This window comes from Hydrocarboniphaga effusa AP103 (assembly GCF_000271305.1).
Taxonomy (GTDB): domain Bacteria; phylum Pseudomonadota; class Gammaproteobacteria; order Nevskiales; family Nevskiaceae; genus Hydrocarboniphaga; species Hydrocarboniphaga effusa.
The window spans coordinates 2,032,472-2,058,641 of sequence record NZ_AKGD01000001.1; the positions used below are offsets into that span (position 1 = coordinate 2,032,472).

Consider the following 26,170-nt stretch of genomic DNA (forward strand, 5'->3'; position numbering starts at 1 on the left):
CTCACCCACTATTGCGGCTCGCGGGGACGCGGGGCCGTAGGAGAAGCATCCGTGAAGTTTTCGATTCAGCCCCTGCTGCTGGGCAGCGCTGTGCTCGTGCCCGCCGTGTCTTCCGCGCAGAGCGATGCGCTGGTGCAGCTCGCGCCGGTCGTGGTGACCGCCACCGGCAACCCCACACCCGCGAGCGAGGTGCTCGCGCCGCTGCTGGTGATTTCGCGCGACGAGATCGAGCGGTCGCAGGCCGGCGATCTGGCCGAGCTGCTGCGCTTCTACGCCGGCATCGAGCTCGGCCGCAACGGCGGCCCGGGCCAGGCCACGTCGGTGTTCATCCGCGGCGGCGAATCGAACCACACGCTCGTGCTGATCGATGGCGTGCGCGTGAATCCGGCCACGTCGGGCGGCGCGGCGCTGCAGAACATCGCGCCCGATTCGATCGAGCGCATCGAGATCGTCAAAGGTCCGCGCGCGACGCTGTACGGCTCGGACGCGATCGGCGGCGTCATCAACGTGATCACGCGTGCAGCAGACGCCAGCGGCAGCTCGCTCGATGCGAGCCTGCGCGGCGGCAGCTTCAACACCTTCGACGGCAGCGTGCGCGGCGCCTATGCGGGCGAACGCGGCAGCGCGAGCCTGCAGGTGCAGCACCAGAACACCGATGGCTTTCCGGCGCTGCGCGGCTTCGACCAGGACACCGGCTACGAGCGCACCAGCGTGAATGCCGACGGCAGCCTCAAGCTCGGAGCGGCCACCATCGGCGCGCATCTGTGGGACGCGCGCGGCGACGTCGAGTATTACGGCTACGACGACAACTTCAATCGCGCCGTGGTCTCGCAGGACTATCGCAACCAGGTCGCGGCGCTCGATGCCACGCTGCCGCTCGCCGAGAACCTGTCGGCCACGATCGCGGCCAATCGCGCGCAGGATCGCATCGAACAGAAGCAGAGCGCGGATTTCGTCGAGACCGTACGCAGCGGCGTCAACGCGGCGCTGGTCTGGTCGCTCGGCGAGGCGCAGCGCATCACCGGCGGCGCGGGCTTCGTGCACGAGAAGGTGGAGGCGCTGAGCTTCGGCAGCCCGATCGACCAGGGTCGCGACATCACCACGCTGCGCCTGCAGGACGAGCTGCGCTACGGCCGCCACAGCGCGGTGATCGCGGGCAGCTACAGCGACTATCAGGGCTTCGGCAGCCGCTTCGACGGCACCCTCGACTACGGCTTCGACCTGACGTCGTCGACGCGCCTCGTCGCCTCGGCCGCGACCGGCTTTCGCGCACCCGATGCCACCGACCGCTACGGCTTCGGCGGCAATCCCGATCTCGATCCCGAGAAGGCGCGCAACTACGAGCTCGGCCTGCAGCAGAAGCTCGGCGAGAACCAGCGCGTCGATCTGCGCGTGTTCCGCAGCGATGTCGACGACCTGATCAACACGGTCTGCGATGCCGACTTCAACTGCACGGCGGTCAACGTCGAAAAATACCGCAACGAAGGTGTTGAACTGACCTATACGCTGGCGTGGCAGCAGTGGTCGGCGACCCTGACCGGTCTGGTCCAGGATCCCGAGGATCGCGGCACCGGCGAGCAGCTGCTGCGCCGCGCCAAGCAGACCGCGGGCCTCAAGCTGAGCCGTCGCCTGGGCATCTTCGACGCGGGCGTCGATGTCATCGGCAGCGCCAAGCGCGAGGATTTCGGCGGCGTCGAACTCGGCGGCTACACCTTGTTCAACCTGACGGGCGGTGTGCGCCTGGGCGAGCATGCGAATCTGCGCCTGCGCGTCGAGAACCTGTTCGACAAGGATTATCAGACCGCCGCCGGCTACGATCAGCCCGAGCGTAGCTACTATGCGACGCTGACTTTCCACTACTGACGCAGGCTTGGCAGGAGATCACCGGATGGGCCACCGACTCAGCAAAATCGTCACGCGCACCGGCGACCAGGGCAGCACCGGTCTCGCCACCGGCGACCGCATCCCCAAGTTCGACGCGCGCATGCAGGCGATCGGCGAGACCGACGAGCTCAATTCGGTGATCGGCGTGCTGCTCACGCACGCGCTGCCCGAGGCGGTGCGCAGCACGCTGTCGCGCGCGCAGCACACGCTGTTCAACCTCGGCGGCGAGCTGTCGATGCCCGGCACGGTGTTCGTCAAGGAAGACGATATCGTTCGGCTCGAAGAGGCTGTGGAAGCGCTCAACGAATCGCTGCCGCCGCTCAAGGAATTCGTGCTGCCGGGCGGCAATCCACCGGCCGCGGCCTGCCATGTGGCGCGTGCGGTCACGCGCCGCGTCGAGCGGCGCCTGTGGGAGCTCAACGAGCGCGAGCCGCTCAACCCCTTCACGCCGCGCTATGCCAATCGCCTGTCCGACTATCTGTTCGTCGCCGCCCGCACGCTCGCGCGCCTGGACGGCGGGCAGGAAGTGACCTGGAACAAGCAGGCCTGAGCGGCTTAGCCCCGCGCGCAGCCAAAACAAAAGGCCGGGGCGAATGCATCGCCCCGGCCTTTTCGTTTGCAGCGTCGTGAAGCTTTACTTGAGACCCTTGGCGGCGCTCTTGAGCAGCTCGGCCTTGTCGGTCTTTTCCCACGAGAAGGCGGTGAAGGTGTCGCCGTTCACGGTCATCTCGTAGGGCTTGCGGCCGAAGTGGCCGTAGCTCGCGGTGGCCTGGTACATCGGGTGGATCAGGTCGAGCATCTTGATGATGCCGCCCGGGCGCAGGTCGAAGTTGGCGCGCACCAGCTTCTCGAGGCTCGCGTCGCTGATCTTGCCGGTGCCGAAGGTGGTCACGAAGATCGAGGTCGGCTCGGCCACGCCGATGGCGTAGCTCACCTGCACTTCGCACTTGGTCGCCAGGCTAGATGCGACGATGTTCTTGGCCACGTAGCGCGCCGCGTAGGCCGCGCTGCGGTCGACCTTCGACGGGTCCTTGCCCGAGAACGCGCCGCCGCCGTGGCGGGCCCAGCCGCCGTAGCTGTCGACGATGATCTTGCGACCGGTCAGGCCGCAGTCGCCCACCGGACCGCCGATCACGAAGTTGCCGGTCGGGTTGATGTGGAACTTGGTGTTCTTGCCGATCCACTTGGCCGGAATCACCGGCTTGATGATGGATTCCATCACCGCTTCGCGCAGGTCCTTGAGCTTCACTTCCGGGTTGTGCTGCGTGGACAGCACCACGGCATCGACGCCGACCGCTTCGCCGGCCGCGTTGTAGCGCAGCGTGACCTGGCTCTTGGCGTCCGGACGCAGCCATGCGAGGCCGCCCTTCTTGGACTTGCGCACCTTGGCCTGCTGCTCGACGAGGCGGTGGCTGTAGTAGATCGGGGCCGGCATGAGTTCTTTGGTCTCGTCGCAGGCATAGCCGAACATCAGGCCCTGGTCGCCGGCACCGATTTCTTCGGGCGCCTTCTTCTTCTTCTGCGTGCCGTCGACGCCCATGGCGATGTCGGGCGACTGCTTGCCGATCAGGTTCAGCACGCCGCAGGTGGCGCCGTCGAAGCCGACGTCCGAACTCGTGTAGCCGACGTCGAGGATGACCTTGCGCACGAGCGCTTCGAGGTCGACCCAGGCGCTCGTCGTGATCTCGCCCGCGACGATGGCGACGCCGGTTTTCACCAGCGTTTCGCAGGCCACGCGCGCGGCCTTGTCCTGGGTCAGGATCGCATCGAGAACGGCGTCCGAAATCTGGTCCGCGAGCTTGTCGGGATGACCTTCGGAAACGGATTCGGACGTGAACAGATATTCGGACATCAAACGCTCCAAGACGGGAACAGCGGGAAAGTGAAAACCACGGGGTCGATTGGAATCCGCGCATACGGATGCACGGATGGGGGCGCATTGTAGCGACAGCGATCCCCCACCGATATAGAGAAGCGGTTTCGCATGACGAGGCCGTGACGGGCGTAGCGGACCGCGATCTTTCTACAGGATTCCGACCTGTAATCCACGGCCGAAATCCCCCGCTCGCGGCGAGCTCAGCCAGGGCGCACGAAGGCCGCCAGCGACCCGGCGTGTCGCGGATAGTCGGCGTGCAGGGTTTCGAGCGTCAGGAACTCGTGATCGGTGTAGTCGAAGCCGGGCGTGACCACTTCGGACACCAGCGCGTGATCGGCAGGCTCATGCAGCACGCTGGCCTTCCAGACGCCGCCCGGCACGTGCAGGAACAGCTGCTGGTTGGGCGCCAACCCGAGCGTCACGCGGCGCACCGAGCCGTCGGCTTCGAGCAGCCAGTAATCCACCGGCCCACCGCTTTGCAGGTAGTGCAGGATGTCCGATCGGTTGCGATGGAAGCGACCGACCGGCGAGCGCCGGTCGAGCAGGTAATGGATCGAAGTCGCCGCCGCGCGTGGTCCGGCGGGCGTGTCGACGAGGCGCGCGTCGGTGTGGATGCGGGCGAACCAGCCGCCTTCCGGATGCGGCGCCAGCCCGAGCCGCGCGATCCAGTCTGCGGCGGCCGGGTTCATGCGAGCGGCTTCAGCCGAAGTGGCAGACGTAATGGACGGCGTCGAGCGCTTCGATGTCGAAGCCCGAGTTGCCCGGCACGCTGAACGACTGGCCGCCTTCGTAATCCTTCCACTCGGTGCTGCCGTCGAGCTTGACGCGGCAGCGGCCGCCGACGAGCTCCATGATCTCGGGCGCCGCGGTGCCGAAGTGCAGGGTCGACGGCAGGATCACGCCGACCGACTTGCGCGTGCCGTCGGCCAGCAGGATCGTGTGGCTCACGCACTTGCCGTCGAAATAGACGTTGGCCTTGGTCAGCACCGAGACCTGATCGAATTGGGCGGTCATCAGTCCGCTTCCACCATGATGAAGTCGGACTTGCCCACACCACAGTCCGGGCAGGTCCAGTCTTCGGGAATGTCTTCCCACTTCGTGCCGGCCGGAATGCCTTCCATCGGCAGGCCCTTGGCTTCGTCGTACTCGAAATCGCAGACCAGACAGCGCCACTTCTTCATATGCGGAACGTTCGGATAAACAATCAGGTGTCGGGGACCCCGCCGGTCGGCGGGGCCGCAATTATGCCTGACTTGTCTGAGTAGAAACCCCGGTGTCGACCTTTGCGTCGAGCGCCGATCCGTAGCGGGCCAGCACGCGTTCGCGCAGCCGCGGCTGGATGTTGGCCCGGCGCATGTCACCCTTGTAGTGCGCGACGACCTTGCGATCCATCACGCGAAACCACAGCGGCGGAAGGTAGGCGAGCAGGATCATCGAGGCGTAGCCGGACGGCAACTGCGGGGCTTCGTCGAAATGGCGCAGGGCCTGATACGGCCGCGTCGGGTTGGCGTGGTGATCCGAGTGCCGCTGCAGGTGATACAGGAACAGGTTGGTCACCACGTGATTGCTGTTCCAGGAATGCTCGGGCCGGCAACGCTCGTAGCTGCCGTCTTCGCGCTGGCTGCGGCGCAGTCCGTAGTGTTCGAGGTAGTTCACGACTTCGAGCAGGCTGCCGCCGTAAGCCGCCTGCAGCAGCATGAACGGCAGCGCCGCCCAGCCGAGCCAGATCGTCATCGCACCGAAGATCACGGCCGAGATCGCCCAGCTCTGCAGGTTGTCGTTGCTCCAGTGCCAGACCGGCTTGCCCTGGCGCTCGAGCCGGCGCTTCTCGATGCGCCAGGCCGAGGCGACCGACCCGGCGACGCAGCGCGGCAGGAACTCCCAGAAGGTCTCGCCGAAGCGGGCCGAAGCCGGGTCTTCCGGCGTCGCCACGCGCACGTGATGGCCGCGATTGTGCTCGACGTAGAAGTGGCCGTAGACCACCGGGGCGAGGGCGATCTTGGCGAGCCAGCGGTCGACCGGGTCGGTGGCGTGGCCGAGTTCGTGGGCGATGTTGATGGCGCCGCCCGAGACGCCGCCGACCGTCAGCAGCAGGCCGAGCCATTCGTACCAGGCCAGGTCGTGCGTCACGGCCAGATAGGTGCCCCAGACGAAGCTCAGGTACTGCACCGGCACGGCGAGGTAGATCGCCCAGCGGTACCAGCGCTCGCGCGACAGGCTCGCGACGCGCTCCTCGGGCGGATTCTCGGTATCAGTGCCGACGAGCCAGTCGAGCGCCGGGATCACCGCGTAGACGAGCACCGGGCCGGCCCACCAGAACACCCCCCAGCCGGTCAGCGCATAGCCGGTGAACGCGTAGATCGGCAAGCCGACGATGATCACGCCGAGCAGCCAGAGCGCGCGCTTGTTGTCCTTCCATTCCATTGCCGAAGCCGGGACCGACATGGGTTCTCCTCCCATCCGTTATTAATAAAACGATCGGTCAATAAATTAATTGCTGGGATCGCACGCGGTCAAGATGCGAGCCGCCGAACGGTTCATGTGCTCTCGGAGCGAAGCTGTACGCGCTATGGATCGATTGCATGCGAACCTAGCGGCGAGCCCGCCCCGCCGCCCGCCCGATGACTTATTCCGAACTGAGCCTGATCCACCTGACGACGGTCGTCCCGGCGTTCGCGCTCGGCAGCTGGCTCATGCTGCGGCCCAAGGGCACGCCGCCGCATCGGGCGCTCGGCAAGGCTTATCTGTTGCTGATGTTCGCGACCGGCTGGCTCACGCTGCTGATGCCGGCCCTGCTTGGGCCCAAGCTGATGAACCACTTCGGGCTGATCCACCTGTTCAGCCTGCTCGCGATCGTCGCTCCGCCGCGGGCGCTCTTCGCGGCCCGGCGCGGTGACATCGCCACCCACCGGCGCGCGATGATCGGGCTCTACGTCGGTGGGCTGCTGATCGCCGGCTTCTTCGCGTTCGCGGTGCCGGGACGCCTGCTGCACCGGCTGCTGTTCGGCAATTGAGCGCGCTGTCTCGTAGGGTGGGTTGGGCCAAGAGCCGTAACCCACAGGTCACCCCGACTACGGAGTCGCGAGCTCCAGCCCGAGCCGGTAATAGCGCGCGGCCTCCTCCGGGTTCTGCGTCTGCTCGCAGAGCCGCGCGAGTTCGCGATAGGCGGCCGGCGTCGGCTTGAGCCGGGCCGCCGCTTCGAGATAGCTGCGCGCCTTGCCCCAGAGCTTGTTCTGCAGGCAGGCGCGGCCGGCGGTGACCAGCAGCTCTTCGCGCTCGCCGTACTCGCCGAGCCACTGCTCGATCGCGGCGAGGCGCGACAGCCCGTCGCTGCCGAGCAGCTCGCCGTAGAGCCGCACGAGTTCGCCGTCCCAATCGGCCTTGAGCGCCTCGCCGATCAGCGAGGCGGCTTCGGCGTCGGCATTGAGCCGGTGCAGGGCGCAGGCATAACGGCGGCGCAGGACCGGATCGCGCCGCTGCGTGCCGCCGGCTGCATCCCAGAGCGATTTGAGCTGGTCGAGCTTGCCGTCGGCCTCGATGCGTTCGATCAGCGCGAGCATGGCCTGGCGCAGCAGGGCTTCGCGGCGCTCGGCCGGCATCGCCTCGATCTTGTCGGTCTCGACGAGCAGGCCGCGCAGCGCCTCCCAGTCCTGCAGGCCGAGGAAGGCCTGGGCGAGCAGTTCGACGGCGTAGCCGCTCTTGGCGTCGCGCTCGCGGAGCAGCAGCGCGGTTTCGCGCGCCTGGGCGAATTCGCCGCGTTCGAGCTGCAGTTCGGCCTGCGTGATCAGCACCGCGAGGTCGTGCGAGGGCTCGGCCTGCGCCGCGAGCTGCAGGTAATGATCGCGACGATCCGCCGCCCCGAGCTTCTGCGCGGCGCGCGCGGCGCCGAGATAGTTGAGCTGGGCCGAGCGATGATCCGAAGCGCGCCGCACGAGGTCGATTTCGGCACGCTTCCAGTTGCCTTCCATGAGCCGGCGCAGCCCGGCCTCGAAGCTGTCGCGCGCCTTGTCGCGGCGGCGGCGGTCGAAGACGTTGCGCAGGGTCGTCGGCAGGCGGATCACGGCGGCGAGCAGGCGCAAGCCGTAAACCAGCGCGAACAGCGCGAGCGCCATGCTCAGGAACAGCCCGAGCAGCGAAGTCTCCAGCACCCAGGGCCCGTAATTGAGCAGCACGTAACCGGCGTCGCCGCGCAGCGCCCAGGCGCCGGCGGCACCGGCGGCGAGCACGATCAGGATCAGCAGCCAGGCGCGGATCATGCGGCGCTCACTCGCGGCTGCCGCTTTGCGGCGAGGACTGGTCGAGCGCCTGCCGCAGCAGGGTCAGCGAACCGGTGATGTCCGGCGGCGGGGCCGACAGTTCGAGCGGTTGCAGGCGCTCGATCTCGGCGAGCGCCGCGATCACGCCGGGGTCTTCGGCGCGGAAGTAGCGGCGCAGCCAGTCGGCCGCCGAGCGCGTCGATTCGCGGAACGACGCGGTGTTGCCGCGCAGCAATGCGACGCGCGCCGATTCGAGCTTGAGGATCAGTACGTGCACGAGCACCGCCTCGTCCTCGGCCGGCAGCAGGCGCAGGGTCGCGGAGTTGTCGTCGCGGCGAACCAGGAACAGGCTCGACACCGCCTCTCGCACCGCGCTCCAGATGCGCTGGGTCCAGTGCTGGTCGGGGCTCTCGATCGCGCTGCGGCGCGTGCTGCCGCCGAACTGCTTCGGGGCGACGCGGGCGCGCAGCGGAAGGTTCTCGGCGCGGTCGATCAGGCTCGACAGGGTCAGCGAGGCCGAGGTCAGGTCCGGGCGCGGCAGCGCCTGCAGGCGCGTGCGCTCCTCGGCGATCGCTTCGCGTACGCGGAACAGGCGCGGATCGTTGATCTGGCCCAGGCGTTCGTCCGCGAGCTGCAGGGCGACGAGCGCCGACTTGATGTCGTGTTCGAGCAGCAGGCGATCGTTGGCGAGCAGCAGCAGTTGCTCGACCGAGGCCATCGCGAAACGCGTGCGGCCGCCCTGCAGCTCGTCGCTGATGCGGCCCATGAGCTTTTCGGAATTCTCGATGCGGCCCTGCAGGCCGGCGACATCGGTGCTCTCGCGTTGCAGCACGCGGGCGAGGTCGGACTGGCGGGTCGACAGCTGCTCGGTGGTGCTTTCGAGTTCGGTAGCCTGGCGCGACAGCGTGCGCAGCGCATGCTCGTGGGCTTGCGCGAGGCTCAGCTGGTTCTGGCGCAAGTCCCAGAACAGCCAGCCGCCGTAGCCGAGCGCCCCGGCCAGCACCAGCACGAGGAACCAGGCGATCACCGCGCCGGCGCGGCTCGGACGCTGGCTGGCAGGCGGAGGCGGAGCCGCGCGCTCGGCCGTCAATGACGGGCTCGGCGTCGGCCCGGCGGGAGGGGGAGTCGGAGTGTCGGTCATGGTGTTGGCTTTGGATTCGGCCTCACGCCAGCTGAGCAGACGGCGAACGATGGCCTCGTCGCTGACGGTCTCGGGCACCAGCGGCGCGGCGAAGCCGAGCTCCCGGGCTTTGTCTTGGACCCGCGTGCTCGGCACCACCAGCGTACGACCGAGCAGCGAGGCATGCGAAACGGGTGGCGTCAGCGCCCACAGGCGATCAAGCGCTTCGCCGCTCGTGAGCACGACCGCGTCGGCCAGCTCGACCTCGGCGATCACGCGCTCCATCTCGTGTTCGACCGCCCGCCGCCGGTACAGCGGCAGGGTCTCGACCGCCGCCCCGCGCGCTTCGAGCGTGGTCTGCAGCAGGTCGCGGCCGTCTTCGCCCGTGACGATCAGCAAGCGCCGGCCCGTCACGGACGCGAGTTCGGGGCGATCGAGCAGCGCTTCGCTCGAACTGCCGGCTTCGGGAGCGATCACCACCTGGCCGCGCTGGAGCGCCTCGAGCGCGGACGCCGTCGCCGCACCGACCGCGTAGCTCGTCGGCCACGGACCGGCGTGCAGCTCGGCCGCGATGCGGACCGCGTTGGTGCTAGTGAAGATCCAGCCGTCGCAGGCCTGCGCCTCGGCGAGCCGCTGCGCGTGCAGCGCGGCTTCGCCGGTCGGCTCGATCGCGAACAGCGGCAGTCGCGCGGCTTCGGCACCTTCGGCTTCGAGGCGCTGGCACAGGCCGTCGGCCTGGTGCGCCGGACGCGTCACCAGAACCCGCAGCCCGCGCAGCGCCCGATTCATGCGACGACGCTCATGCGATGACGCCCAGGCCCTGCAGGATCGCGCGCGCGCCGGCGTCGAGCAGGCGTTCGGCCAGCGTGTTGCCGAGCGCGGCGGCATCGCTCGCCGGGCCGCGAATCTCATCGCGCACCATGCGGCTCGAAGCCGGATCGCCGACCACGGCCTTCAGATGCAGCTGGCCATCGGCGATGCGCGCATGCCCGGCGACCGGCACCTGGCAGGCGCCGCCGAGACGGGCGTTGAGCGCGCGTTCGGCGGTGAGCCGCTGCGTGGTCAGCGCATCGTGCAGACGGTCGAGCGTGGCGCGCGTGGCGGTGTCGGCAGTGCGGCATTCGATGCCGACGATGCCCTGGCCGATCGCGGGCACGAAGGCATCGACGTCCAGCGCCTCGCGAATGCGCTCGTGCAGGCCGAGCCGGATCAGTCCGGCGGCGGCGAGCAGGATGGCGTCGTACTGGCCTTCGTCGAGCTTGCGCAGGCGCGTGCCGACGTTGCCGCGCAGTGGCGAAATCGCAAGGTCCGGGCGCAGGGCCCGCAGCTGGGTCTGGCGGCGCAGGCTCGAGGTGCCTACGTGCGCGCCCTGCGGCAGCTCGGCGAGCGAGCCGTAGGTGTTCGAGACGAAGGCGTCGCGCGGATCCTCGCCGGCCAGGAAGGCCGACAGGCAGAGGCCGTCCGGCTGCTGCGCCGGCACGTCCTTCATCGAATGCACGGCGATGTCGGCGCGGCCCTCGAGCATCGCCTGCTCGAGTTCCTTGACGAACAGGCCCTTGCCGCCGATCGCCGACAGCGGGCTGCCGAGCAGCTGGTCGCCCTGGGTGGTCATCGGCACGAGTTCCACCGACAGGCCCTCGCCGAGCGCGAGCAGGCGGTCGCGCACGTGGTAGGCCTGCCACAGCGCGAGCGGAGACTCGCGCGTGGCAATGCGGATCAGGCCGGGCACGCCTTAAACAACTTCGGAAGCGCTGGAGATGACCTTGCCGACCAGGCCGTAGGCCTTGGCTTCCTCGGCGCTCATCCAGTGATCGCGCTCGGTGTCGGCGGCGATGCGCTCGACCGGCTGGCCGGTCTCCTTGGCGTAGATCTCGTTGAGGCGCTGGCGCATGCGCACGATTTCCTTGGCCGCGATCGCGATGTCGCTGGCCGTGCCGCCCATGCCACCGGAGGGCTGGTGCAGCAGAAAGCGCGTGTTGGTCAGTGCGAAACGGTTCTCGGGCTTGGCGGCCGAGTAGATCAGCGAGCCGGCGCTGGCGCACCAGCCGGTGCCGACCATTTTGATCTCCGGTTTCACGAACTTGATCATGTCGTAGATCGTGTCGCCGGATTCGACGTGGCCGCCCTGGCTGTTGATGAAGATGGTGATCGGGTCCAGCGACTCGGATTGCATCGCGAGCAGGCGGCTGGTCACGGCTTCGGCGAGCTTCTGGTTGATGCCGCCGTAGATCAGGATCGTGCGCGCCTTGAACAGTCTTTCCTCAAGGCTGTTGGGACGCTTGGGGGTCACGGCGTCGGCCTTCTCGTCGTCGGCGGCGGTGAACGGGTCCAGCATGAGCAGCTCCTTGGTTGGTCGCGCCCGCCACCGGTCGGCGGGCGAAGAGCGCTCAGTTTAGGCAAGTCGGGGGAATGGTGGCGGAATGGCGGTTGCCACGGTCTTGCCGGTCCCCTCTCCCACTTGTGGGAGAGGGTGGTCCGGAGGACCGGGAGAGGGGTTGGCTGGAAAGTGCGCGCACTGATCGGGCGAGCCCTCTCTCCCCGCTACGCGGGACTCTCTCCCGCCAGCGGGAGAGAGGAAAAAGCCCTCAGGATTCGGTCAAAAACCGCCGAACCTCCGCCAGCCTGCGGCGCGAAACCGGCAACGGCTTGGCCGCGTGCTTCATGCGCAGCCAGTGGTGCTGCTCGCCGGTGCGCTCGCGTTCGAGGCTGGCGATGAAGCGCGTCGCCACCAGCGCCTTGCGGTGGATGCGCAGGAACCACGGGGCGAAATCCTCCTCGAGCGTCTTGAGCGATTCCTCGATGAGCACCTCGCCGTGCAGGTGGCAGACGGTGGTGTATTTCTGGTCGGCGAGGAAATAGACGATGTCCTCGGCCGGGATGCGCACCAGGCCTTCGCGCGTGGTGGCCAGTACGAACTCGCGCTTGGGGCGCTCGTTGCTGACGGCGGAGGCCGTCGCCGGCGACTTGTGCGCGCGGGTCGGACGACGCGCACGCAGCAGCGCCTCCTTGAGCTTTTCGACGCGGATCGGCTTGAGCAGGTAGGCGTCGGCGTTGGCATCGAAGGCCGACAGCGCGTGCTCGGAGTAGGCGGTCGTGAAGATGATCGCCGGCGGCGGATCGTATTCGGCGAGCTGGCGCGCGACCTGCAGGCCGTCGACACCGCCCATGCGGATGTCGAGCAGCACGAGGTCGGGCTCTTCGTTGTCGACGACTTCGAGTGCGGTTTCGCCGTCGCCGGCTTCACCGACGATCTCGTAACCCGGGAATTCGGACAGCAATCGGCGCAGGCGCTCGCGCGCCAGCGGTTCGTCGTCCACGATCACCACTCTCATCGTCTGGCTCCCTTCGGTGCGCTCATCCTGTCGATGCCGAGCCGGCGCGGGGACGATGACACGGCGCTTACAGCGGCAATCTCAATCTTGCCTTGTAAAGCCCGTCTTCGATGCCCAGCTCCAGCTTGCCCCTCTCACCGTAAATGAGGCTGAGACGGCTCGCAATATTATCGACCGCGACCTGATTGCCGCTGTGCGCTTGGCCGCTGGCAGCCGACTCGTCCTGCGGGGCAAGCGGGTTGGTCACCTCGATCGCGAGCGTGCCGGCGTCCTTGTACGCACGGACCTGGATGGTGCCGCCGTCCTTGCGCTTGGAGACGCCGTGGTGCACCGCGTTCTCCACCAGCGGCTGGATGATCAGCGACGGAACCGGTTTCTCGAGCAGCTCCTCGGCGACGTCCCACTCCACCTGCAGGCGCTCGTCGAGCCGGGCCTTTTCGATACGCAGATAGGCGTTGCAGATGCTGATCTCGTCGACCAGCGGGGCCATCTGGCCGGGCTTTTCGAGGCTCGCACGGAACACGTCGGCCAAATCTTCGACCAGGCCCTCGGCGTCGTTGGGGCGCACGCTGATCAGCGCGGCGAGGCTGTTGAGCGCGTTGAACAGGAAGTGCGGGCGGATGCGCGCGTTGAGCGCCTGATAGCGGCTTTCCGATTCGGCACGTACCTGCTCGCGCCACTGGTGCCGCGTCCAGAAGTAGCGCAGCAGCAGCAGCGCGACGATGGCCGCGATGCCCGAATGCCGCAGCATGAACCAGAGCCGCGGCTCGTTGGGGTCGAGCACGCCCCAGCGCGGGTTGGTGCCGATGATCCAGGCCAGGTTCGACAGCAGCATCACCGCGAGCACCAGCGAAGCCCAGCAGACGAAGAACACTAGGCCCGGCCGGGCGATGGTCAAAAAGCGGCGCATCCAGCACAACAGCGCGGCTCCGCACAGGCCGATCCATTGCATGTAGAGCGACAGCAGCACGAGTTTCTGCAGGATGCCGCCGGTGCGGATCGGGCCGGCCAGCGTGAAGCACAGGGCGACGAGTTCCATGGCCAAGGCCAGCGACAGCGCCACCGGCACCGTGCAGAAGTTGGGAATCAGGCGAATGCGCGTCGCCGGATTGGTCTTGACCTGGAGCATGGGCAGCCGATGGATCGACAGGGAATTCGACAGGGCCGAATTGTAGGCATGGCGGCGGCATTTGCGTCCGCCCCCGAAGCCGGCCGGGGATGCCGCTGGTCGGAGGCTATAATTCCGCCCCTTTTGCTCCCACGCCCGACCCGCCGATGAAGTCCGCCTCGCCCGACGCCAAGAACCCCATGTGGAGCGGCCGCTTCTCGGAATCGACCTCCGAGCTCGTCGCCGCCTTCAGCGAATCGGTCAGCTACGATGCGCGGCTCTATCGCCAGGACATCGCCGGCAGCCAGGCGCACGCGCGCATGCTCGCCAAGGTGGGCGTGATCTCGCAGTCCGATGCGGACGTCATCGTCGACGGCCTGGACCGCGTGCTCGGCGAAATCGAAAGCGGCGCCTTTACGTGGAAGACCGCGCTCGAAGACGTGCACATGAACATCGAGGCGCGGCTGACCGAGCTGGTCGGCGACGCCGGCAAGCGCCTGCACACGGGCCGCAGCCGCAACGACCAGGTCGCCACCGACATCCGTCTCTACGTGCGCGACAGCATCGACGTGCTGCTGCAGCTGCTCGATACGCTCGCCGAGGGCCTGCTCGGGCTTGCGGAGCAGGAAGCCGACAGCATCATGCCGGGCTTCACCCATCTGCAGATCGCCCAGCCGGTGACCTTCGGCCACCACATGCTGGCCTGGCGCGAACAGGTGCTGCGCGATCGCTCGCGACTCGTCGACTGCCGCAAGCGCCTGAACCTGCTGCCGCTCGGCTCGGCCGCGCTCGCGGGCACGGTGTACCCGCTCGATCGTCACTACGTGGCGCAGCAGCTCGGCTTCGACGGCGTCACCGAGAATTCGCTCGACGCGGTCTCCGATCGCGACTTCGCCATCGAATTCTGCGCCGCGGCCAGCCTGATCCTGGTTCACCTGTCGCGCTGGAGCGAGGAACTCATCATCTGGTCGACGCCGATGTTCGGCTTCGTCGCCCTGCCCGATCGCTTCTGCACCGGCAGCTCGATCATGCCGCAGAAGAAGAACCCCGACGTGCCCGAGCTCGTGCGCGGCAAGACCGGCCGCGTGATCGGCGATCTGAACGCCCTGCTGGTGCTCATGAAGGGCCAGCCGCTCGCCTACAACCGCGACAACCAGGAGGACAAGGAGCCGCTGTTCGACGCGATCGACACGGTCACGATGTGCCTGCGCGTCTACGCCGACATGGTTCCGCACATCGTCTGCAAGCGCGAAGCCTGTCGCGCGGCCGCGGCCAAGGGCTTCTCGACCGCGACCGACCTGGCCGACTATCTCGCCCGCAGGGGGCTGCCGTTCCGCGATGCGCACCACGTCGTCGGCGCGGTGGTCGGCCTTGCGGCACAGCGGGACTGCGACATCGCCGAGCTGTCGCTCGAAACCCTGCAAGGTTTCTCGCCCATCATCGAAGCCGACGTCTACGGGCACATCACGCTCGAAGCCTCGGTCTCCGCCCGCAAGACCTACGGTGGCACCGCGCCCGACCAGGTGCGCGCCGCCATCGCCCGAGCCAGGAGTGCAAAGCCGTGAGCCGCGCCAGCGCCAACGTCGTCCTCGTCACCGGCGCCAGCGCCGGCTTCGGTTCCGCCATCGCCCGCCGCTTCGCCGAGGACGGTGCGCGCGTGGTGCTCGCGGCGCGCCGGCTCGATCGCATCGAAGCGCTGGCCGCCGAGATCGGCGAACGGGCGCACGCCATCGAGCTCGACGTGCGCAATCGCGCGGCGGTGGAATTCGAGATCGCCAACCTGCCGCCGGACTTCGCGGGCATCGACGTGCTGGTCAACAACGCCGGCCTCGCGCTCGGCCTCGAACCTGCGCACCAAGCCTCGCTCGACGATTGGGAAACCATGGTCGACACCAACGTGAAGGGCCTCATGACGGTCACGCGCGCGGTGCTGCCGGGCATGGTCGAGCGCGGTCGCGGACATGTGGTCAACATCGGCTCGATCGCGGGCGAATGGCCGTATCCGGGCGGCAACGTCTACGGCGCGACCAAGGCCTTCGTGCGCCAGTTCTCGCTGAACCTCAAGGCCGACCTGGCCGGCACGCCGGTACGCGTGAGCAACGTCGAGCCGGGCCTCTGCGGCGGTACCGAATTCTCCAACGTGCGCTTCCATGGCGACGACGCCAAGGCCGAGAACGTCTACGCCAACACCACGCCGTTGACGGCCGACGACATCGCCGACGTCGTCCACTGGGTCGCCACGCGTCCCGCGCACGTCAACATCAACACGATCTCGCTGATGCCGGTGGTGCAGGCCTTCGCGGGCATGAAGGTGCAGAAGGGCTGAGAGCGAGTCGCGGACTTCGACCCGGTGCCGTGAGCGGCGCCGCGGCTAGTCCGGCAGCATCGGCAGATCGGTCGGGCCCGGATCGATGCCGAACTGCATCAGCAGCGTCGTCGCCTGTCCGCGGTGATGGGTCTGGTGGTTGAACAGATGCGCCGCGAGCTGCCAGCCGGGCTTGCTGAAGTGCGCACCGTAGGCATAGCTGTAATAGCGAAAATCGCCCGCGAGCCACTCGGCTTCGAGCGAGCCGGCCCACTCGGCGATCTCCTCGTCGAGCGCCTCGCGACGGCTGCGCAGGGCATCGAAGCTCAGCGCGAGCGGCTCCATCGGCCCGACCCGGCGGAGCTTGAAGCGATCCATCCAGATCGTGTCGGTCGACACCAGATGCTCGAAGGTGCCGTGCAGCGACTTGAAGAATGCGCCACGGTCCTCGCGCCGCTGCTCGTCCGATAGCCGGGCCGCACAAGCGTAGAGGTTCTGGTTCATCCAGCGGTTGTAGGCTGCCATGCGCAGCGCGTAGTTGCGGTCGATCATGGATGGCTTGAGTGGGGTAGGCTCGCATCATAACGACCGGGGGAACCTGCATGGCCGATAGCAAACCGACGAGGCAGCCTCGTTATCTCGATGGAGTCGAGGCCTGCGTCGATGCGCTCGTCGAGCGCGTCGGAAACGACATCCGGCTCGGCGTCCCGCTCGGGCTCGGCAAGCCGGTCGAACTCATCAATGCGCTGTATGCGCGCGCCAAGCGCGATCCGGATCTCAAGCTGACCGTGCTGACCGCGCTATCGCTGCAACGGCCTCGCCCGACAGGGCTCGAAGGCGCCCTGCTCAATCCGTTTCTCGAACGCATTTACGAAGGCGTGGTCGAGCTCGACTATGTGCGCGACCAGAACGCCGGCAAGCTGCCGCCCAACGTGCGCGTGCTCGAGTTCTTCTTCCAGACCGGGGCGCGGCTGGCGGACGATCAGGCGCAGCGCGACTACATCAGCACCAATTACACGTTCGCGGCTCGCGATGTCTATGCGCAGGGTTGCAATGTGACGGCTCAGATCGTCGCCAAGCGAGAAGCCGCGCAAGGCCTGCGCTACAGCCTGAGCTGCAACCCCGACACCGGGCCCGAGCTCGAGCGCCTGCTGCGCGCGGCCCAGGCGCGCGGCGATCGGCGAATCGCGGTGATCGCGCAGGTCAACGAGCAGCTGCCGTACATGGGCAACGATGCGGAAGTCGAGCCCTCGAACTTCGATTTCGTGATCGACCATCCGCGCTACTCCAGCGCCTTGTTCTCGGTGCCGAAGACGCCGGTATCGGTGGCCGATCACGCGATCGGCCTGCGTGTGTCGACGCTCGTTCGCGACGGCGGAACCCTGCAGATCGGCATCGGCACGCTCGGCGATGCGGTCTCGCATGCGCTCGCACTTCGCGAGCGCCGCAACGCCGAGTATCAGCGCAGCTTGAACGCGCTCGACGCGATCGCGCCCTGGCGCGGCCTCATCGATGGCTTCGGCGGCCTGCAGCGTTTCGAGCGCGGGCTTTATGGCGCGAGCGAGATGATCGTCGACGGCTTTCTGCATCTGCTCGACGCCGGCGTGATCCGTCGCGAGGTCTACGATTTCTGGGCCTTGCAGCAGCTCGTCGACGAAGGGCTTTGCGACCCGCGCAAGCTCGATGCGCGCGTGCTCGAAGCGCTCGCCGAACACGGCGTGCGCCTGCTGCGCACGCAGGATTTCGAACGCCTGCGCCATCACGGCCTGTTCGTCGACGCAAGCGGCTATGAAGACGGCGAGATCATCGCCCCCGATGGCCAGCGCATTCCGGCGAATCTCGCGAACCCGCGATCGCGCGCGGCGATCGCCGAAAGCTGCCTCGGCGAGCGGCTGCGCAACGGCATCGTGCTGCACGGCGGCTTCTTCCTCGGACCGCGCAGCTTCTATCAGGCCTTGCGCGACATGCCCGAAGAGCAGCGCAACCGTATCTGCATGACCGGCGTCGAGCGCATCAACCAGCTCGACCTGAACCCGCGGCTCTACAAGGCGCAGCGCCTGCACGCGCGCTTCATCAACACCGCGATGATGGCGACGCTGTCGGGCGCGATCATCTCCGATGGCCTCGAAAACGGTCGCGTGGTGTCGGGCGTCGGCGGGCAATACAACTTCGTCGCGCAGGCGCATCAGCTCGAGACCGGGCGCTCGATCCTGCTGTTGCGCGCGGTGCGCGACGCAGATGGCAAGACCAGCAGCAATATCCTGTTCGACTACGGGCACTGCACCATTCCGCGTCATCTGCGCGACATCGTCGTCACCGAATACGGCATTGCCGATCTGCGCGCGCAGACCGACGAGCAGGTCGCACGTGCGCTGATCGAGATCGCCGATTCGCGTTTCCAGCCCGAGCTGATCGAAAAAGCGCAGCAGGCCGGCAAGCTCGCACGCAACTACCGCCTGCCCGAGCGCTGCAAGGACAATCGTCCCGAGCGACTCGCACGCGTGATCGAAGTCAGCGGCCAGGCCGAAGCCTTGTTTCCGGCGTTTCCGCTCGGTCACGATTTCACCGAGCAGGAGTTGCGGCTCGCCAAGGGACTCAAGGCCGTGCAGGCCACGGTGGCGACGACGCCCAAGCTCAAGCTGCTGTTGCGCGGCGCAAGACCGCTGCAGCCGGTCGATGAAGCCGAGCGAGCCGATCTGCAGCGCCTGGGGCTCGACGAGCCGAAAGGCCTGCAGAACCGCGTTGCGCGCAGCCTGCTGCTCGATCAGCTGCGCAAGGCCTGACCGCAGTTCAGGAGCGACTCAGTACGGCCGCAAAACACTGCGCCTCCGCATTCGGCTTACTTCGGAGCCTCGCATGGCACGGCCACTTTGGAACGGCGCGATTTCGTTCGGGCTGCTCAACATTCCAGTGCAGCTCGTGCCCGGCGAGCGCAGCATGGATCTGCACTTCCACCTCGTCGACATGCGCGATCAGTCGCGCGTGCGCTACGAGCGCGTCAGCGAGGAGACCGGAGACGAGGTGCCCTGGAACAAGATCGCGCGGGCCTTCGAGTACGAGAAGGGCAATTACGTGGTGCTCGAAAAAGAGGACTTCGCCAACGCCGCGCCCGAGAGTCACGAGTCGGTCGATATCGAAGCCTTCGTCGAGCCCGAGCAGATCGGGCCGGAATATTACGATCGACCGTATTTTCTGGTGCCGGCCGGCAAGGCGCACAAGGGCTACGTACTGCTGCGCGATACGCTCGTGAAGCTCGGCAAGGTTGCGGTTGCGCGGGTGGTGATCCGCACGCGCGAGCGGCTCGCGCTCGTGCGCCCGCTGGGCGAGGCTTTGCAACTGCTCATCCTGCGCTACCCGCAGGAAGTGGTGGCCGCGGATGCCTACGAATTTCCGGCGGCCGATGCCAAGAGCAATCGCATCAGTCCTAAGGAACGAGCGATGGCCGAGCAGCTCGTCGAATCGATGAGCACCGATTTCGATCCTTCGCAGTATCACGACGAGACACGCGCAAAGCTGAGAGCGGCGATCGATCGGCGGCTCAAGAGCAAGGGCAAGAAGGTGTCGAAGAAAGTCGCCAAAGCCGATCAAACGGCTCAAGGCAACGAGAAGGTGGTCGACTTCATGGCCTTGCTGCGCAAGAGCATCGACACGAACAAGCGCACGCCCGCGGCTGCGTCCGTCAAGAAGCCGGCTCGCAAGTCCACCCCCAAGAAAGCCAGCAAGACGACCCGCAGGAAAAACGCGTCTTGAGACAAATGCCGAAAGGCAGATAGGGCGCTTTCCGAAGCGCCCTATCTGCCTGGAGAAGCCTTACCGCTTGGATTTCGTATCGCCAGATTTCGTGCCGCGATGATCGCTGCCAGAATTCTGCGCTCCCTCGCGTGTCAGCTCGGCTTGCACGGCGGCTTCGTAGGGCTCGAAGTAATTCGGATCCGAGGCATGTTCGCGGCTCTTCTCACGCAGCTTGGCGGCTTCGATTCGACCTACCGGCTGCCGCTGCGCATCTTCGGCCTCGTCGAGCCCGCTGCCGAGGCCGGGCGGCTGATCGGTGATGCTCAAGTCGCGGTCGGCGACGATGCGCCGTCCTCGCGCGGAGGGCGTTCGCGAGGACTCGGAGTCGAGCAAGGTCTCCGGCGATAGATCATCGGCTGTTACATCCGTGTCCGGACGTTCGCCGCCGGTCTGGCCGGCCTGCTCGACGCGCTCGGATGGAAACGCTTCGTTGCTCGCGTCCCGGGCATCCGGATCGCCCCGGCGGTCTCCCCGCTCATCCCCGCGATCGAAGCGCAGGCGCTGAGGCGTGTGGCGGTCGGCAGGGGCAGCGGAATGCTTCGAGGTTGGCTTTTTTGCGCTCATGGGGGCTCCTTGTTCGAAGGTTCGGGCCTGCATGACCCTTCCTCAGGTTTCGCGACGAGTGGGCTGATCCGGCTTTTCGGGATGGTCGGGGCCCACCGGGTTGCCGGGCATGTCGCGCTTGCGTACGAGGTCTTCCTCCGTCTCCGGCATATCGGGATCGACAGGCTTCGAGCCGGGTTCATGTGTGTTGTTCATGGCGCCGTTCCTCTTTCAACCGTGTGGCTAGGCTTTCGCCTGTGCAGCAGTTCGTCTGTGCTGCAGTTAACGCCCGGCCGCGTGTGCGAGGCCTGAATCCAAGACCTCAGGCGAAGATCGCAATGGCCGCGACCACGATCAAGGCCAACGCGAAGGCGACGCTCCACCAATAGCGCCGCCACATGGCCCGCGCATCGTGCGCAGAAAGCGGCTCGGCGGGGACGGTACGGTCGATCGCATTGCTCGCATGCGGCTGCAGGCGGCGGGTGATCTTGATGCGCAGCAACACGCCGATGGCGACCAGTGCCATCAGGATCGGAAACGCAATGGCGCAGAATCGCGCGAGACTCAGGTCGTCATCCATGACGGGCTCCGATGATGAGCTCGATGCGGGCATCGAGCCTTGCCCAAGACCCTAGAGAGGGTTGCTTGCCGCGAGGTGAGCGGTACGGCTCAGTGCCTTGCGGCCAGTGATTCGCCCACGAGCTTCATCAGCTCGGGCAAACGTCGGATCACCGCATCGGGCCGCTGCGGATAGCGCTCGGTGCCCGGAAAAATCTTGTCGATCCAGGCCGCATCCCAACCGACGCCGTTGTAGAAGATCGCGCTGACGTTCGCGTTCTTGCCGGCGATGATGTCCGCGGTGCTGTCGCCGACGTACCAGCAATGCGCGTCGGCCGGCGCGCCGATGTCGGCCAGCGCTTTCAGGATCAGATCGGGGAAGGGTTTTCGCTTCTCCACATCGTCGCCGCAGACGATCGCGTCGAACAGCTCGTGCCAACCGCTGCCGTCGATCACGTAGATCTCGTGCGCCATGAAGCGCCGCGCTCGGTTCGACAGTACGCCGAGCTTGAGCCCGAGCGCGCGAAGTTCGAGCAGGCGCTCGCGCGCATCGGCTTCCATCGGCTTCACGGGGCCGAAGTGGCGCTCGTAGAGCGCGTCGAACTCCGCGTGCGCGATCTTCTTCGCCTCCTCGTCGCCGCCGAACAGCAGCTCGAAGATGTCGGTGCGCGAGATGCGCCGCTGCGCGCTGATCTTCGGATGCAGCCGGCCGTGCTTGCGCACATAGCTCACCAGGCGCGCGTCTTCGACAGTCTTGGAATCCTGCGGCGACACCAGGCGATCGAGCAGGCCCAGCGGGCCGAGCCTGGGCAGCACCTCGTCGAGCGCGTAATACATCGCGTCCAGGGTGTCGGCGAGCGTGGCGTGCCAGTCGAACAGCAACACCTGCGGACGCGCGAGCGCGGGGCTCATCGGTTGGCTCAGATCAGGCCGCCGCCGATGGTCAGCCGGAACACGCCGATGGCGATCGCGAGCACGTTGAGCACCAGGCCGGCCTTGGCCCGGCTGTTCTCTCCGAGCAGCGCGCCGAAGCCGCCGATGATCGCGCCGACGACCGCGAACGGGATCATGAACCAGTTGCCCCAGCCGAGCAGCGGAATGAACGCGAGCATGGCCCACAGCAGGCTCAGGATGCCCCACAACACGCTGATCACACCCATAAGAATCTCCTCGTTGCGTCGTTCGCGACTATAGCGAAGCGAGCGGAATTCACCGTCCGGCCCCGGCCCGACGCGGCTCGCCCGGACGCAGTTCATGGATGAGCGCGACGAGCGCTCTCAAACCGGGCGGCAGGTGACGCCGGCCCGGGTAGTACAGCCGCAAGCCCGGAAACGGCGGACACCAGTCTTCGAGCACGCGGACCAGGCGGCCGGCGGCGAGATCGTCGGCGATATGCCACTCCGACAGGAACGCGAGCCCCGCGCCCGCGCAGGCCGCCGCGCGGATCGCCGGCATTTCGTTGAGCACCACGCGTCCGGGCGGATCGGCGAGCACGCTCTGGCCGCGGCGTTCGAGCTCCCAGCGATAGATGCCGCCGTGCGAGAGCCGCAGCCGGATGCTCTGGTGCTGCGCGAGATCGTCGGGCGTCCGCGGCCGGCCGTGCTCGGCGAAATACGCGGGCGAGCCGACGACGACGAGCCGCAGATCCGCGCTGATCGGCAGCGCGACCATGTCCTGCGGTACCGATTCGGCGAGCCGGATGCCGGCGTCGAACCCGTCGGCGACGATGTCGACGAGCCTCGGCTCGGTGACGATGTCGAGCCGCATCTGCGGATGGCGGCGCAGGAATTCGAGCAGCAGCGGCTCGAAGATCATCTGCACGGTTTCGCTCGGTGCGTTGATGCGCAGCGTGCCGGCCGGGGCTTCGGGCTGGCTGTGGATTTCCTCGGCCGCGCCGTGGATTTCGGCGAGCGCCGGGGCGATGCGCTGCACATAGCGCTGCCCGGCCTCGGTCAGCGCGACCGAGCGCGTGGTGCGGTTGAACAGCCGGGCCTGTAAACGTGCTTCGAGTCCGGCCACGGCCGCGCTGATCGCCGTCGTCGACATGCCGAGTTCCCGGGCCGCGGCGCGAAAGCTGCCGCGCCGGGCGACGGCGAGAACCGCTTCGAGCTCGGTGAAACCGGACCGGCGCATGGAGATTGTCGAGATTGTCCTGAAAGACGGGGCGGGCCGTGCATCATAAACCCGCTTATCCAAACGATCGGCCGCCACCAGACTGTTCTGCACGGTTTTCCATCAGGAGATTTCCATGCAAGACATCCGGCATCCCGACATCGACCAGGTCTACATCGACGGCCAGTTCGTGGTACCGCACGGCAGCGAGTGGTTCGAGCTGCACAACCCGGCCACCGAGCAAACCATCGGCCGCGTGCGCCTGGCCGACACCGAGGACGCGCGGCGCGCGATCGCCGCGGCCAAGGCCGCGCTGCCGGGGATGAAGCGCAGCAGCCGGCAGCAGCGCATCGACTTGCTGGAGCGCCTGCGCGCGGCGGTCGCGGCGCGCCAGGACGAACTGCTCGAGGCCATCGTCGAGGAGTACGGCGCTCCGGCCGCGCGCTCGCGCTGGATGGCCGAATACCCGGTCATGGTGATCGACCAGGCCATCGAAACGCTGCGGCACTTCGAGTTCGAGCGCCGCGCGGGCGGCGCCACCGTGCGGCTCGAGCCGGTCGGCGTCGCCGGGCTCATCACGCCCTGGAACAGCGACGCGGGCTTCATCTGCGGCAAGCTCGCGACCGCGCTCGCGGCGGGCTGCACGACGGTGATCAAGCCGAGCGAGCTGTCCGCGCTGCAGACGCGCATGGTCTCAGAGGCCTTGCACGCGGCAGGGTTGCCGCCGGGCGTGTTCAACATCGTCACGGGCCGCGGCGAGGTGGTCGGCGCCGCCATCAGCGCGAGCCCGGACGTGGCGAAGATTTCGTTCACCGGCTCGACCGCGGTCGGCCAGGCGATCCTGCGCAGCGGCGCCGAGAGCTTCAAGCGCGTCACGCTCGAGCTCGGCGGCAAGTCGCCGACCGTGATCCTCGACGACGCCGACATCGCGCAGGCGGTTCCGTTGGTGATCGGGGCGGGCTTCATGAACAGCGGCCAGGCCTGCATCGCCGGCACCCGCATCCTGGTGCCGCAATCGCGCAAGGCCGAGTTCGAGCGCGCGATCGCCGAGGCGGTGCGGGCGACGAAATCCGGCGATCCGCGCGAGACGGACACGCAGATCGGCCCGATGGTCAGCGAGCGCCAGTGGCAGCGCGTGCAGCGCTACATCCGCATCGGCCTCGACGAGGGCGCGACCCTGCTCGCGGGCGGCGAGGGCCGCCCCGAGGGCCTGCAGCGCGGCTGGTTCGTGCGGCCCACGCTGTTCGGCGACGTGCGCAACGACATGACGATCGCGCGCGACGAGATCTTCGGCCCGGTGCTCGCGATCATTCCGTATCGCGACGAGGCCGAGGCCATCGCCATCGCCAACGACACGCGCTACGGCCTCAGTGCGCTCGTGATCACGGCCGACCCGGCGCGCGGCGAGCGTGTGGCCGCGCAGATCGACGCCGGCCGCGTGCTCGTCAACACGCTCGCGCACGAGCCGCAGGCGCCGTTCGGCGGCATGAAGCAATCCGGCCTGGGCCGCGAGAACGGGCGCTGGGGAATGGAGGCCTACCTCGAAACCAAGGCGGTGCTCGTGGCGGGCTGAATCGGCCGGGCCGGAGCGGTTCCTGCATCGTGGACGCCTTTCCACGCCCTGCAACAATTCGATGACCACGCTTTCCTACAACACCGTGGGCCTGCTGTTTCCGGCCATTTCCCTGCTGATGCTGGCCTACACCAACCGCTTCCTCGGCCTCGCGAGCCTGGTGCGCGGTCTGATCGCCAAGCACCATGAGCAACCCAGCCACGCGCTGATGCGGCAGATCGACAGCCTGAGCCGGCGCCTGTCGCTGATCCGCCATACGCAGGCTTTGGGCGTGCTGAGCCTGATCTTCTGCGTCGCCAGCCTGTTCCTGCTGTTCCTGAGCATGGAGCTGCTCGCGCAGCTCGCGTTCGGCCTGGCGCTGCTGTGCATGCTCGCTTCGTTGCTGCTGTCGCTGCGCGAAATCCAGATGTCGGTCCGCGCGCTGCAGATCGAGGTCGAGGCGATACGCGGTGTCGCACTGCCGTAGCGCGCAATGTCGTCAGGGACGCGACAACTGTCGCGGCGTGGCGGGTCTCATCGCAAGCTGAACCGGGTCGCCGCTCGCGAATTTCGGTGGACGAGGACACCCAAGCTGCCCGATGCCGGAACGTCCGCCATAAAAAGGCCGCTGCCGGGATGGCCTGGGCTGTATGATTGAGGGTGGACGACGCCGCTGGCCGGGCATTGCGGCGTGGTCGTCGGCGGTCGCGCAAGCGCTTGTCCGCCATGCAGCGGCACATGCTGTACGGCGCAGGTCTGGTGGCCTGCGTACTTCAGATACTCAACCCAAACGAGGCGACTTGCATGCAGCATCAGGACATGTTGAAGAAAATCGCCAGCGGCAGCGGCTTCATCGCGGCGCTGGACCAGAGCGGTGGCTCCACGCCCAAGGCACTCAAGGGCTACGGCATCGAAGAAGGTGCATGGTCGACCGAAGAAGGGATGTACGACCTGATTCACCAGATGCGCTCGCGCATCATCACCTCGCCCGCCTTCACGGGTGACAAGGTGCTCGGCGCGATCCTGTTCGAGCGCACCATGGACGGCAGCATCAATGGCAAGCCGGTTCCGACCGTGCTGATCGAGCGCGGCGTGGTGCCGTTCATCAAGATCGACAAGGGCCTGGAAGACGAAGCCAACGGCGTGCAGCTGCTCAAGCCGATGCCGACGCTCGATGCGCTGCTCAAGAAGTCGAAGGCGCTCGGCGTGTTCGGCACCAAGGAGCGCTCGGTGATCAACCTCGCCAATCGCGAAGGCATCGCCGCCGTGGTCAAGCAGCAGTTCGAAGTCGGCCAGCAGGTGCTCGCCGCCGGTCTCGTGCCGATCATCGAGCCCGAGGTCAACATCAAGAGCCCGGAGCGCGCCGCGGCCGACCAGATCCTGCTCGAAGAGCTGATCAAGAACCTCGACAGCCTGCCGGGCACCGACAAGGTCATGCTCAAGCTCTCGCTGCCGACCAAGGCCGGCCTGTTCGAACCGCTGGTCAAGCATCCGCGCGTGCTGCGCGTGGTGGCGCTCTCGGGCGGCTTCAAGCGCCCGGAAGCCTGCGTCGAACTCGCCAAGAACCCGGGCATCATCGCGAGCTTCTCGCGCGCGCTGCTCGAAGACCTGCGCCACCAGATGAGCGATGCGGAATTCAACGCCTCGCTGAAGTCGGCGATCGACGAGATTTACGCGGCTTCGATCAAGTAAGCCGTCAGGCTTTCAGTCGAAAAAAGGGTGGCGCGATCTG

28 protein-coding genes are annotated in these 26,170 nt (G+C 67.2%); 10 read left to right on the forward strand and 18 right to left on the reverse strand.

All coding sequences use genetic code 11. The annotated features are described in order from the left end of the window. The first annotated feature begins 51 nt into the window (after positions 1-51). Together WQQ_RS08890 and WQQ_RS08895 are read left to right on the forward strand one after the other, a co-directional pair. Positions 52-1,863, forward strand: a complete 1,812-nt coding sequence (locus WQQ_RS08890) for a TonB-dependent receptor domain-containing protein (protein WP_007184819.1) — start codon at positions 52-54, stop codon at positions 1,861-1,863. A gap of 25 nt (positions 1,864-1,888) precedes the next feature. Beyond that, positions 1,889-2,434: a cob(I)yrinic acid a,c-diamide adenosyltransferase gene (locus tag WQQ_RS08895; RefSeq protein ID WP_007184820.1), complete on the forward strand. Its 546-nt coding sequence runs from the start codon at positions 1,889-1,891 to the stop codon at positions 2,432-2,434. A gap of 84 nt (positions 2,435-2,518) precedes the next feature. On the opposite strand, the gene metK is transcribed toward WQQ_RS08895, so the two are convergent. From metK to WQQ_RS08920, 5 genes are all read right to left on the reverse strand, one after another. After that, positions 2,519-3,736: a methionine adenosyltransferase gene (metK, locus tag WQQ_RS08900; protein WP_007184821.1), complete on the reverse strand. Its 1,218-nt coding sequence runs from the start codon at positions 3,734-3,736 to the stop codon at positions 2,519-2,521. A 224-nt stretch (positions 3,737-3,960) separates the two neighbouring features. Next, complete coding sequence (locus WQQ_RS08905) at positions 3,961-4,449, reverse strand: cupin domain-containing protein (protein WP_007184822.1); 489 nt, start codon at positions 4,447-4,449, stop codon at positions 3,961-3,963. 10 nt (positions 4,450-4,459) lie between these two features. Next, the gene (ppnP, locus tag WQQ_RS08910; protein ID WP_007184823.1) at positions 4,460-4,774 is read right to left on the reverse strand and encodes a pyrimidine/purine nucleoside phosphorylase; all 315 of its coding nucleotides are present in this window, start codon (positions 4,772-4,774) and stop codon (positions 4,460-4,462) included. Next, complete coding sequence (locus WQQ_RS08915) at positions 4,774-4,941, reverse strand: rubredoxin (protein WP_007184824.1); 168 nt, start codon at positions 4,939-4,941, stop codon at positions 4,774-4,776. Before WQQ_RS08915 ends, ppnP begins: the two co-directional genes overlap by 1 nt. Positions 4,942-5,002: 61 nt before the next feature. After that, positions 5,003-6,205: an alkane 1-monooxygenase gene (locus tag WQQ_RS08920; protein ID WP_007184825.1), complete on the reverse strand. Its 1,203-nt coding sequence runs from the start codon at positions 6,203-6,205 to the stop codon at positions 5,003-5,005. Between the two features lie 176 nt (positions 6,206-6,381). Here WQQ_RS08920 and WQQ_RS08925 point away from each other — a divergent pair, with 176 nt between their 5' ends. After that, entirely contained in the window at positions 6,382-6,774 is a 393-nt protein-coding gene (locus tag WQQ_RS08925) for a DUF2306 domain-containing protein (RefSeq protein WP_007184826.1), read from the forward strand. Positions 6,775-6,831: 57 nt separating this feature from the next. Here WQQ_RS08925 and WQQ_RS08930 read toward each other — a convergent pair whose 3' ends face one another. From WQQ_RS08930 to WQQ_RS08955, 6 genes are all read right to left on the reverse strand, one after another. Beyond that, a complete protein-coding gene (locus WQQ_RS08930) occupies positions 6,832-8,016 on the reverse strand; it encodes a heme biosynthesis HemY N-terminal domain-containing protein (RefSeq protein WP_007184827.1) in 1,185 nt (394 codons plus the stop codon). 7 nt (positions 8,017-8,023) lie between these two features. Beyond that, positions 8,024-9,925, reverse strand: coding sequence for a uroporphyrinogen-III C-methyltransferase (locus tag WQQ_RS08935; RefSeq protein WP_007184828.1), 1,902 nt, complete (start codon positions 9,923-9,925; stop codon positions 8,024-8,026). 10 nt (positions 9,926-9,935) lie between these two features. Beyond that, complete coding sequence (gene hemC / locus WQQ_RS08940; RefSeq protein ID WP_007184829.1) at positions 9,936-10,865, reverse strand: hydroxymethylbilane synthase; 930 nt, start codon at positions 10,863-10,865, stop codon at positions 9,936-9,938. A 3-nt stretch (positions 10,866-10,868) separates the two neighbouring features. Next, complete coding sequence (locus WQQ_RS08945; protein ID WP_007184830.1) at positions 10,869-11,471, reverse strand: ATP-dependent Clp protease proteolytic subunit; 603 nt, start codon at positions 11,469-11,471, stop codon at positions 10,869-10,871. A gap of 250 nt (positions 11,472-11,721) precedes the next feature. After that, positions 11,722-12,468 carry a LytR/AlgR family response regulator transcription factor gene (locus tag WQQ_RS08950; protein WP_040453253.1) on the reverse strand — a complete coding sequence of 249 codons (747 nt, stop codon included), beginning with the start codon at positions 12,466-12,468 and terminating at the stop codon, positions 11,722-11,724. Between the two features lie 67 nt (positions 12,469-12,535). Continuing rightward, complete coding sequence (locus WQQ_RS08955) at positions 12,536-13,597, reverse strand: sensor histidine kinase (RefSeq protein WP_007184832.1); 1,062 nt, start codon at positions 13,595-13,597, stop codon at positions 12,536-12,538. A gap of 146 nt (positions 13,598-13,743) precedes the next feature. On the opposite strand from WQQ_RS08955, the gene argH reads away from it, so the two are divergent. Beyond that, a complete protein-coding gene (gene argH / locus WQQ_RS08960; protein ID WP_007184833.1) occupies positions 13,744-15,141 on the forward strand; it encodes an argininosuccinate lyase in 1,398 nt (465 codons plus the stop codon). Next, positions 15,138-15,902 (forward strand): SDR family oxidoreductase, encoded by a 765-nt coding sequence (locus tag WQQ_RS08965; RefSeq protein WP_007184834.1) that lies wholly within the window; start codon positions 15,138-15,140, stop codon positions 15,900-15,902. Before argH ends, WQQ_RS08965 begins: the two co-directional genes overlap by 4 nt. A 45-nt stretch (positions 15,903-15,947) precedes the next feature. Here WQQ_RS08965 and WQQ_RS08970 read toward each other — a convergent pair whose 3' ends face one another. Beyond that, complete coding sequence (locus WQQ_RS08970; protein WP_007184835.1) at positions 15,948-16,433, reverse strand: DinB family protein; 486 nt, start codon at positions 16,431-16,433, stop codon at positions 15,948-15,950. A 50-nt stretch (positions 16,434-16,483) separates the two neighbouring features. Here WQQ_RS08970 and WQQ_RS08975 point away from each other — a divergent pair, with 50 nt between their 5' ends. Both WQQ_RS08975 and ku read left to right on the forward strand, forming a co-directional pair. Continuing rightward, a complete protein-coding gene (locus WQQ_RS08975) occupies positions 16,484-18,664 on the forward strand; it encodes an acetyl-CoA hydrolase/transferase C-terminal domain-containing protein (protein WP_007184836.1) in 2,181 nt (726 codons plus the stop codon). Between the two features lie 73 nt (positions 18,665-18,737). Beyond that, positions 18,738-19,631, forward strand: a complete 894-nt coding sequence (gene ku / locus WQQ_RS08980; protein ID WP_007184837.1) for a non-homologous end joining protein Ku — start codon at positions 18,738-18,740, stop codon at positions 19,629-19,631. Between the two features lie 60 nt (positions 19,632-19,691). Here ku and WQQ_RS08985 read toward each other — a convergent pair whose 3' ends face one another. The 6 genes from WQQ_RS08985 to WQQ_RS09005 all read right to left on the reverse strand — a co-directional run bounded on the left by WQQ_RS08985 (position 19,692) and on the right by WQQ_RS09005 (position 22,907). After that, positions 19,692-20,237: a hypothetical protein gene (locus tag WQQ_RS08985; protein ID WP_007184838.1), complete on the reverse strand. Its 546-nt coding sequence runs from the start codon at positions 20,235-20,237 to the stop codon at positions 19,692-19,694. Between the two features lie 42 nt (positions 20,238-20,279). After that, entirely contained in the window at positions 20,280-20,432 is a 153-nt protein-coding gene (locus tag WQQ_RS24285) for a hypothetical protein (protein WP_007184839.1), read from the reverse strand. Between the two features lie 106 nt (positions 20,433-20,538). Continuing rightward, positions 20,539-20,796, reverse strand: a complete 258-nt coding sequence (locus WQQ_RS08990) for a hypothetical protein (protein ID WP_007184840.1) — start codon at positions 20,794-20,796, stop codon at positions 20,539-20,541. 89 nt (positions 20,797-20,885) lie between these two features. Continuing rightward, positions 20,886-21,686 (reverse strand): HAD family hydrolase, encoded by an 801-nt coding sequence (locus tag WQQ_RS08995; protein ID WP_007184841.1) that lies wholly within the window; start codon positions 21,684-21,686, stop codon positions 20,886-20,888. A gap of 8 nt (positions 21,687-21,694) precedes the next feature. Further along, complete coding sequence (locus WQQ_RS09000) at positions 21,695-21,934, reverse strand: hypothetical protein (RefSeq protein WP_007184842.1); 240 nt, start codon at positions 21,932-21,934, stop codon at positions 21,695-21,697. Positions 21,935-21,983: 49 nt separating this feature from the next. Next, positions 21,984-22,907: a LysR family transcriptional regulator gene (locus WQQ_RS09005; RefSeq protein ID WP_007184843.1), complete on the reverse strand. Its 924-nt coding sequence runs from the start codon at positions 22,905-22,907 to the stop codon at positions 21,984-21,986. A 115-nt stretch (positions 22,908-23,022) separates the two neighbouring features. On the opposite strand from WQQ_RS09005, the gene WQQ_RS09010 reads away from it, so the two are divergent. From WQQ_RS09010 to WQQ_RS09020, 3 genes are all read left to right on the forward strand, one after another. Further along, positions 23,023-24,459, forward strand: coding sequence for an aldehyde dehydrogenase family protein (locus WQQ_RS09010; protein WP_007184844.1), 1,437 nt, complete (start codon positions 23,023-23,025; stop codon positions 24,457-24,459). A gap of 61 nt (positions 24,460-24,520) precedes the next feature. Then, positions 24,521-24,925, forward strand: a complete 405-nt coding sequence (locus WQQ_RS09015) for a DUF2721 domain-containing protein (protein WP_007184845.1) — start codon at positions 24,521-24,523, stop codon at positions 24,923-24,925. A gap of 317 nt (positions 24,926-25,242) precedes the next feature. Next, positions 25,243-26,130, forward strand: a complete 888-nt coding sequence (locus WQQ_RS09020) for a fructose bisphosphate aldolase (protein WP_007184846.1) — start codon at positions 25,243-25,245, stop codon at positions 26,128-26,130. The last annotated feature ends 40 nt before the right edge of the window (positions 26,131-26,170 follow it).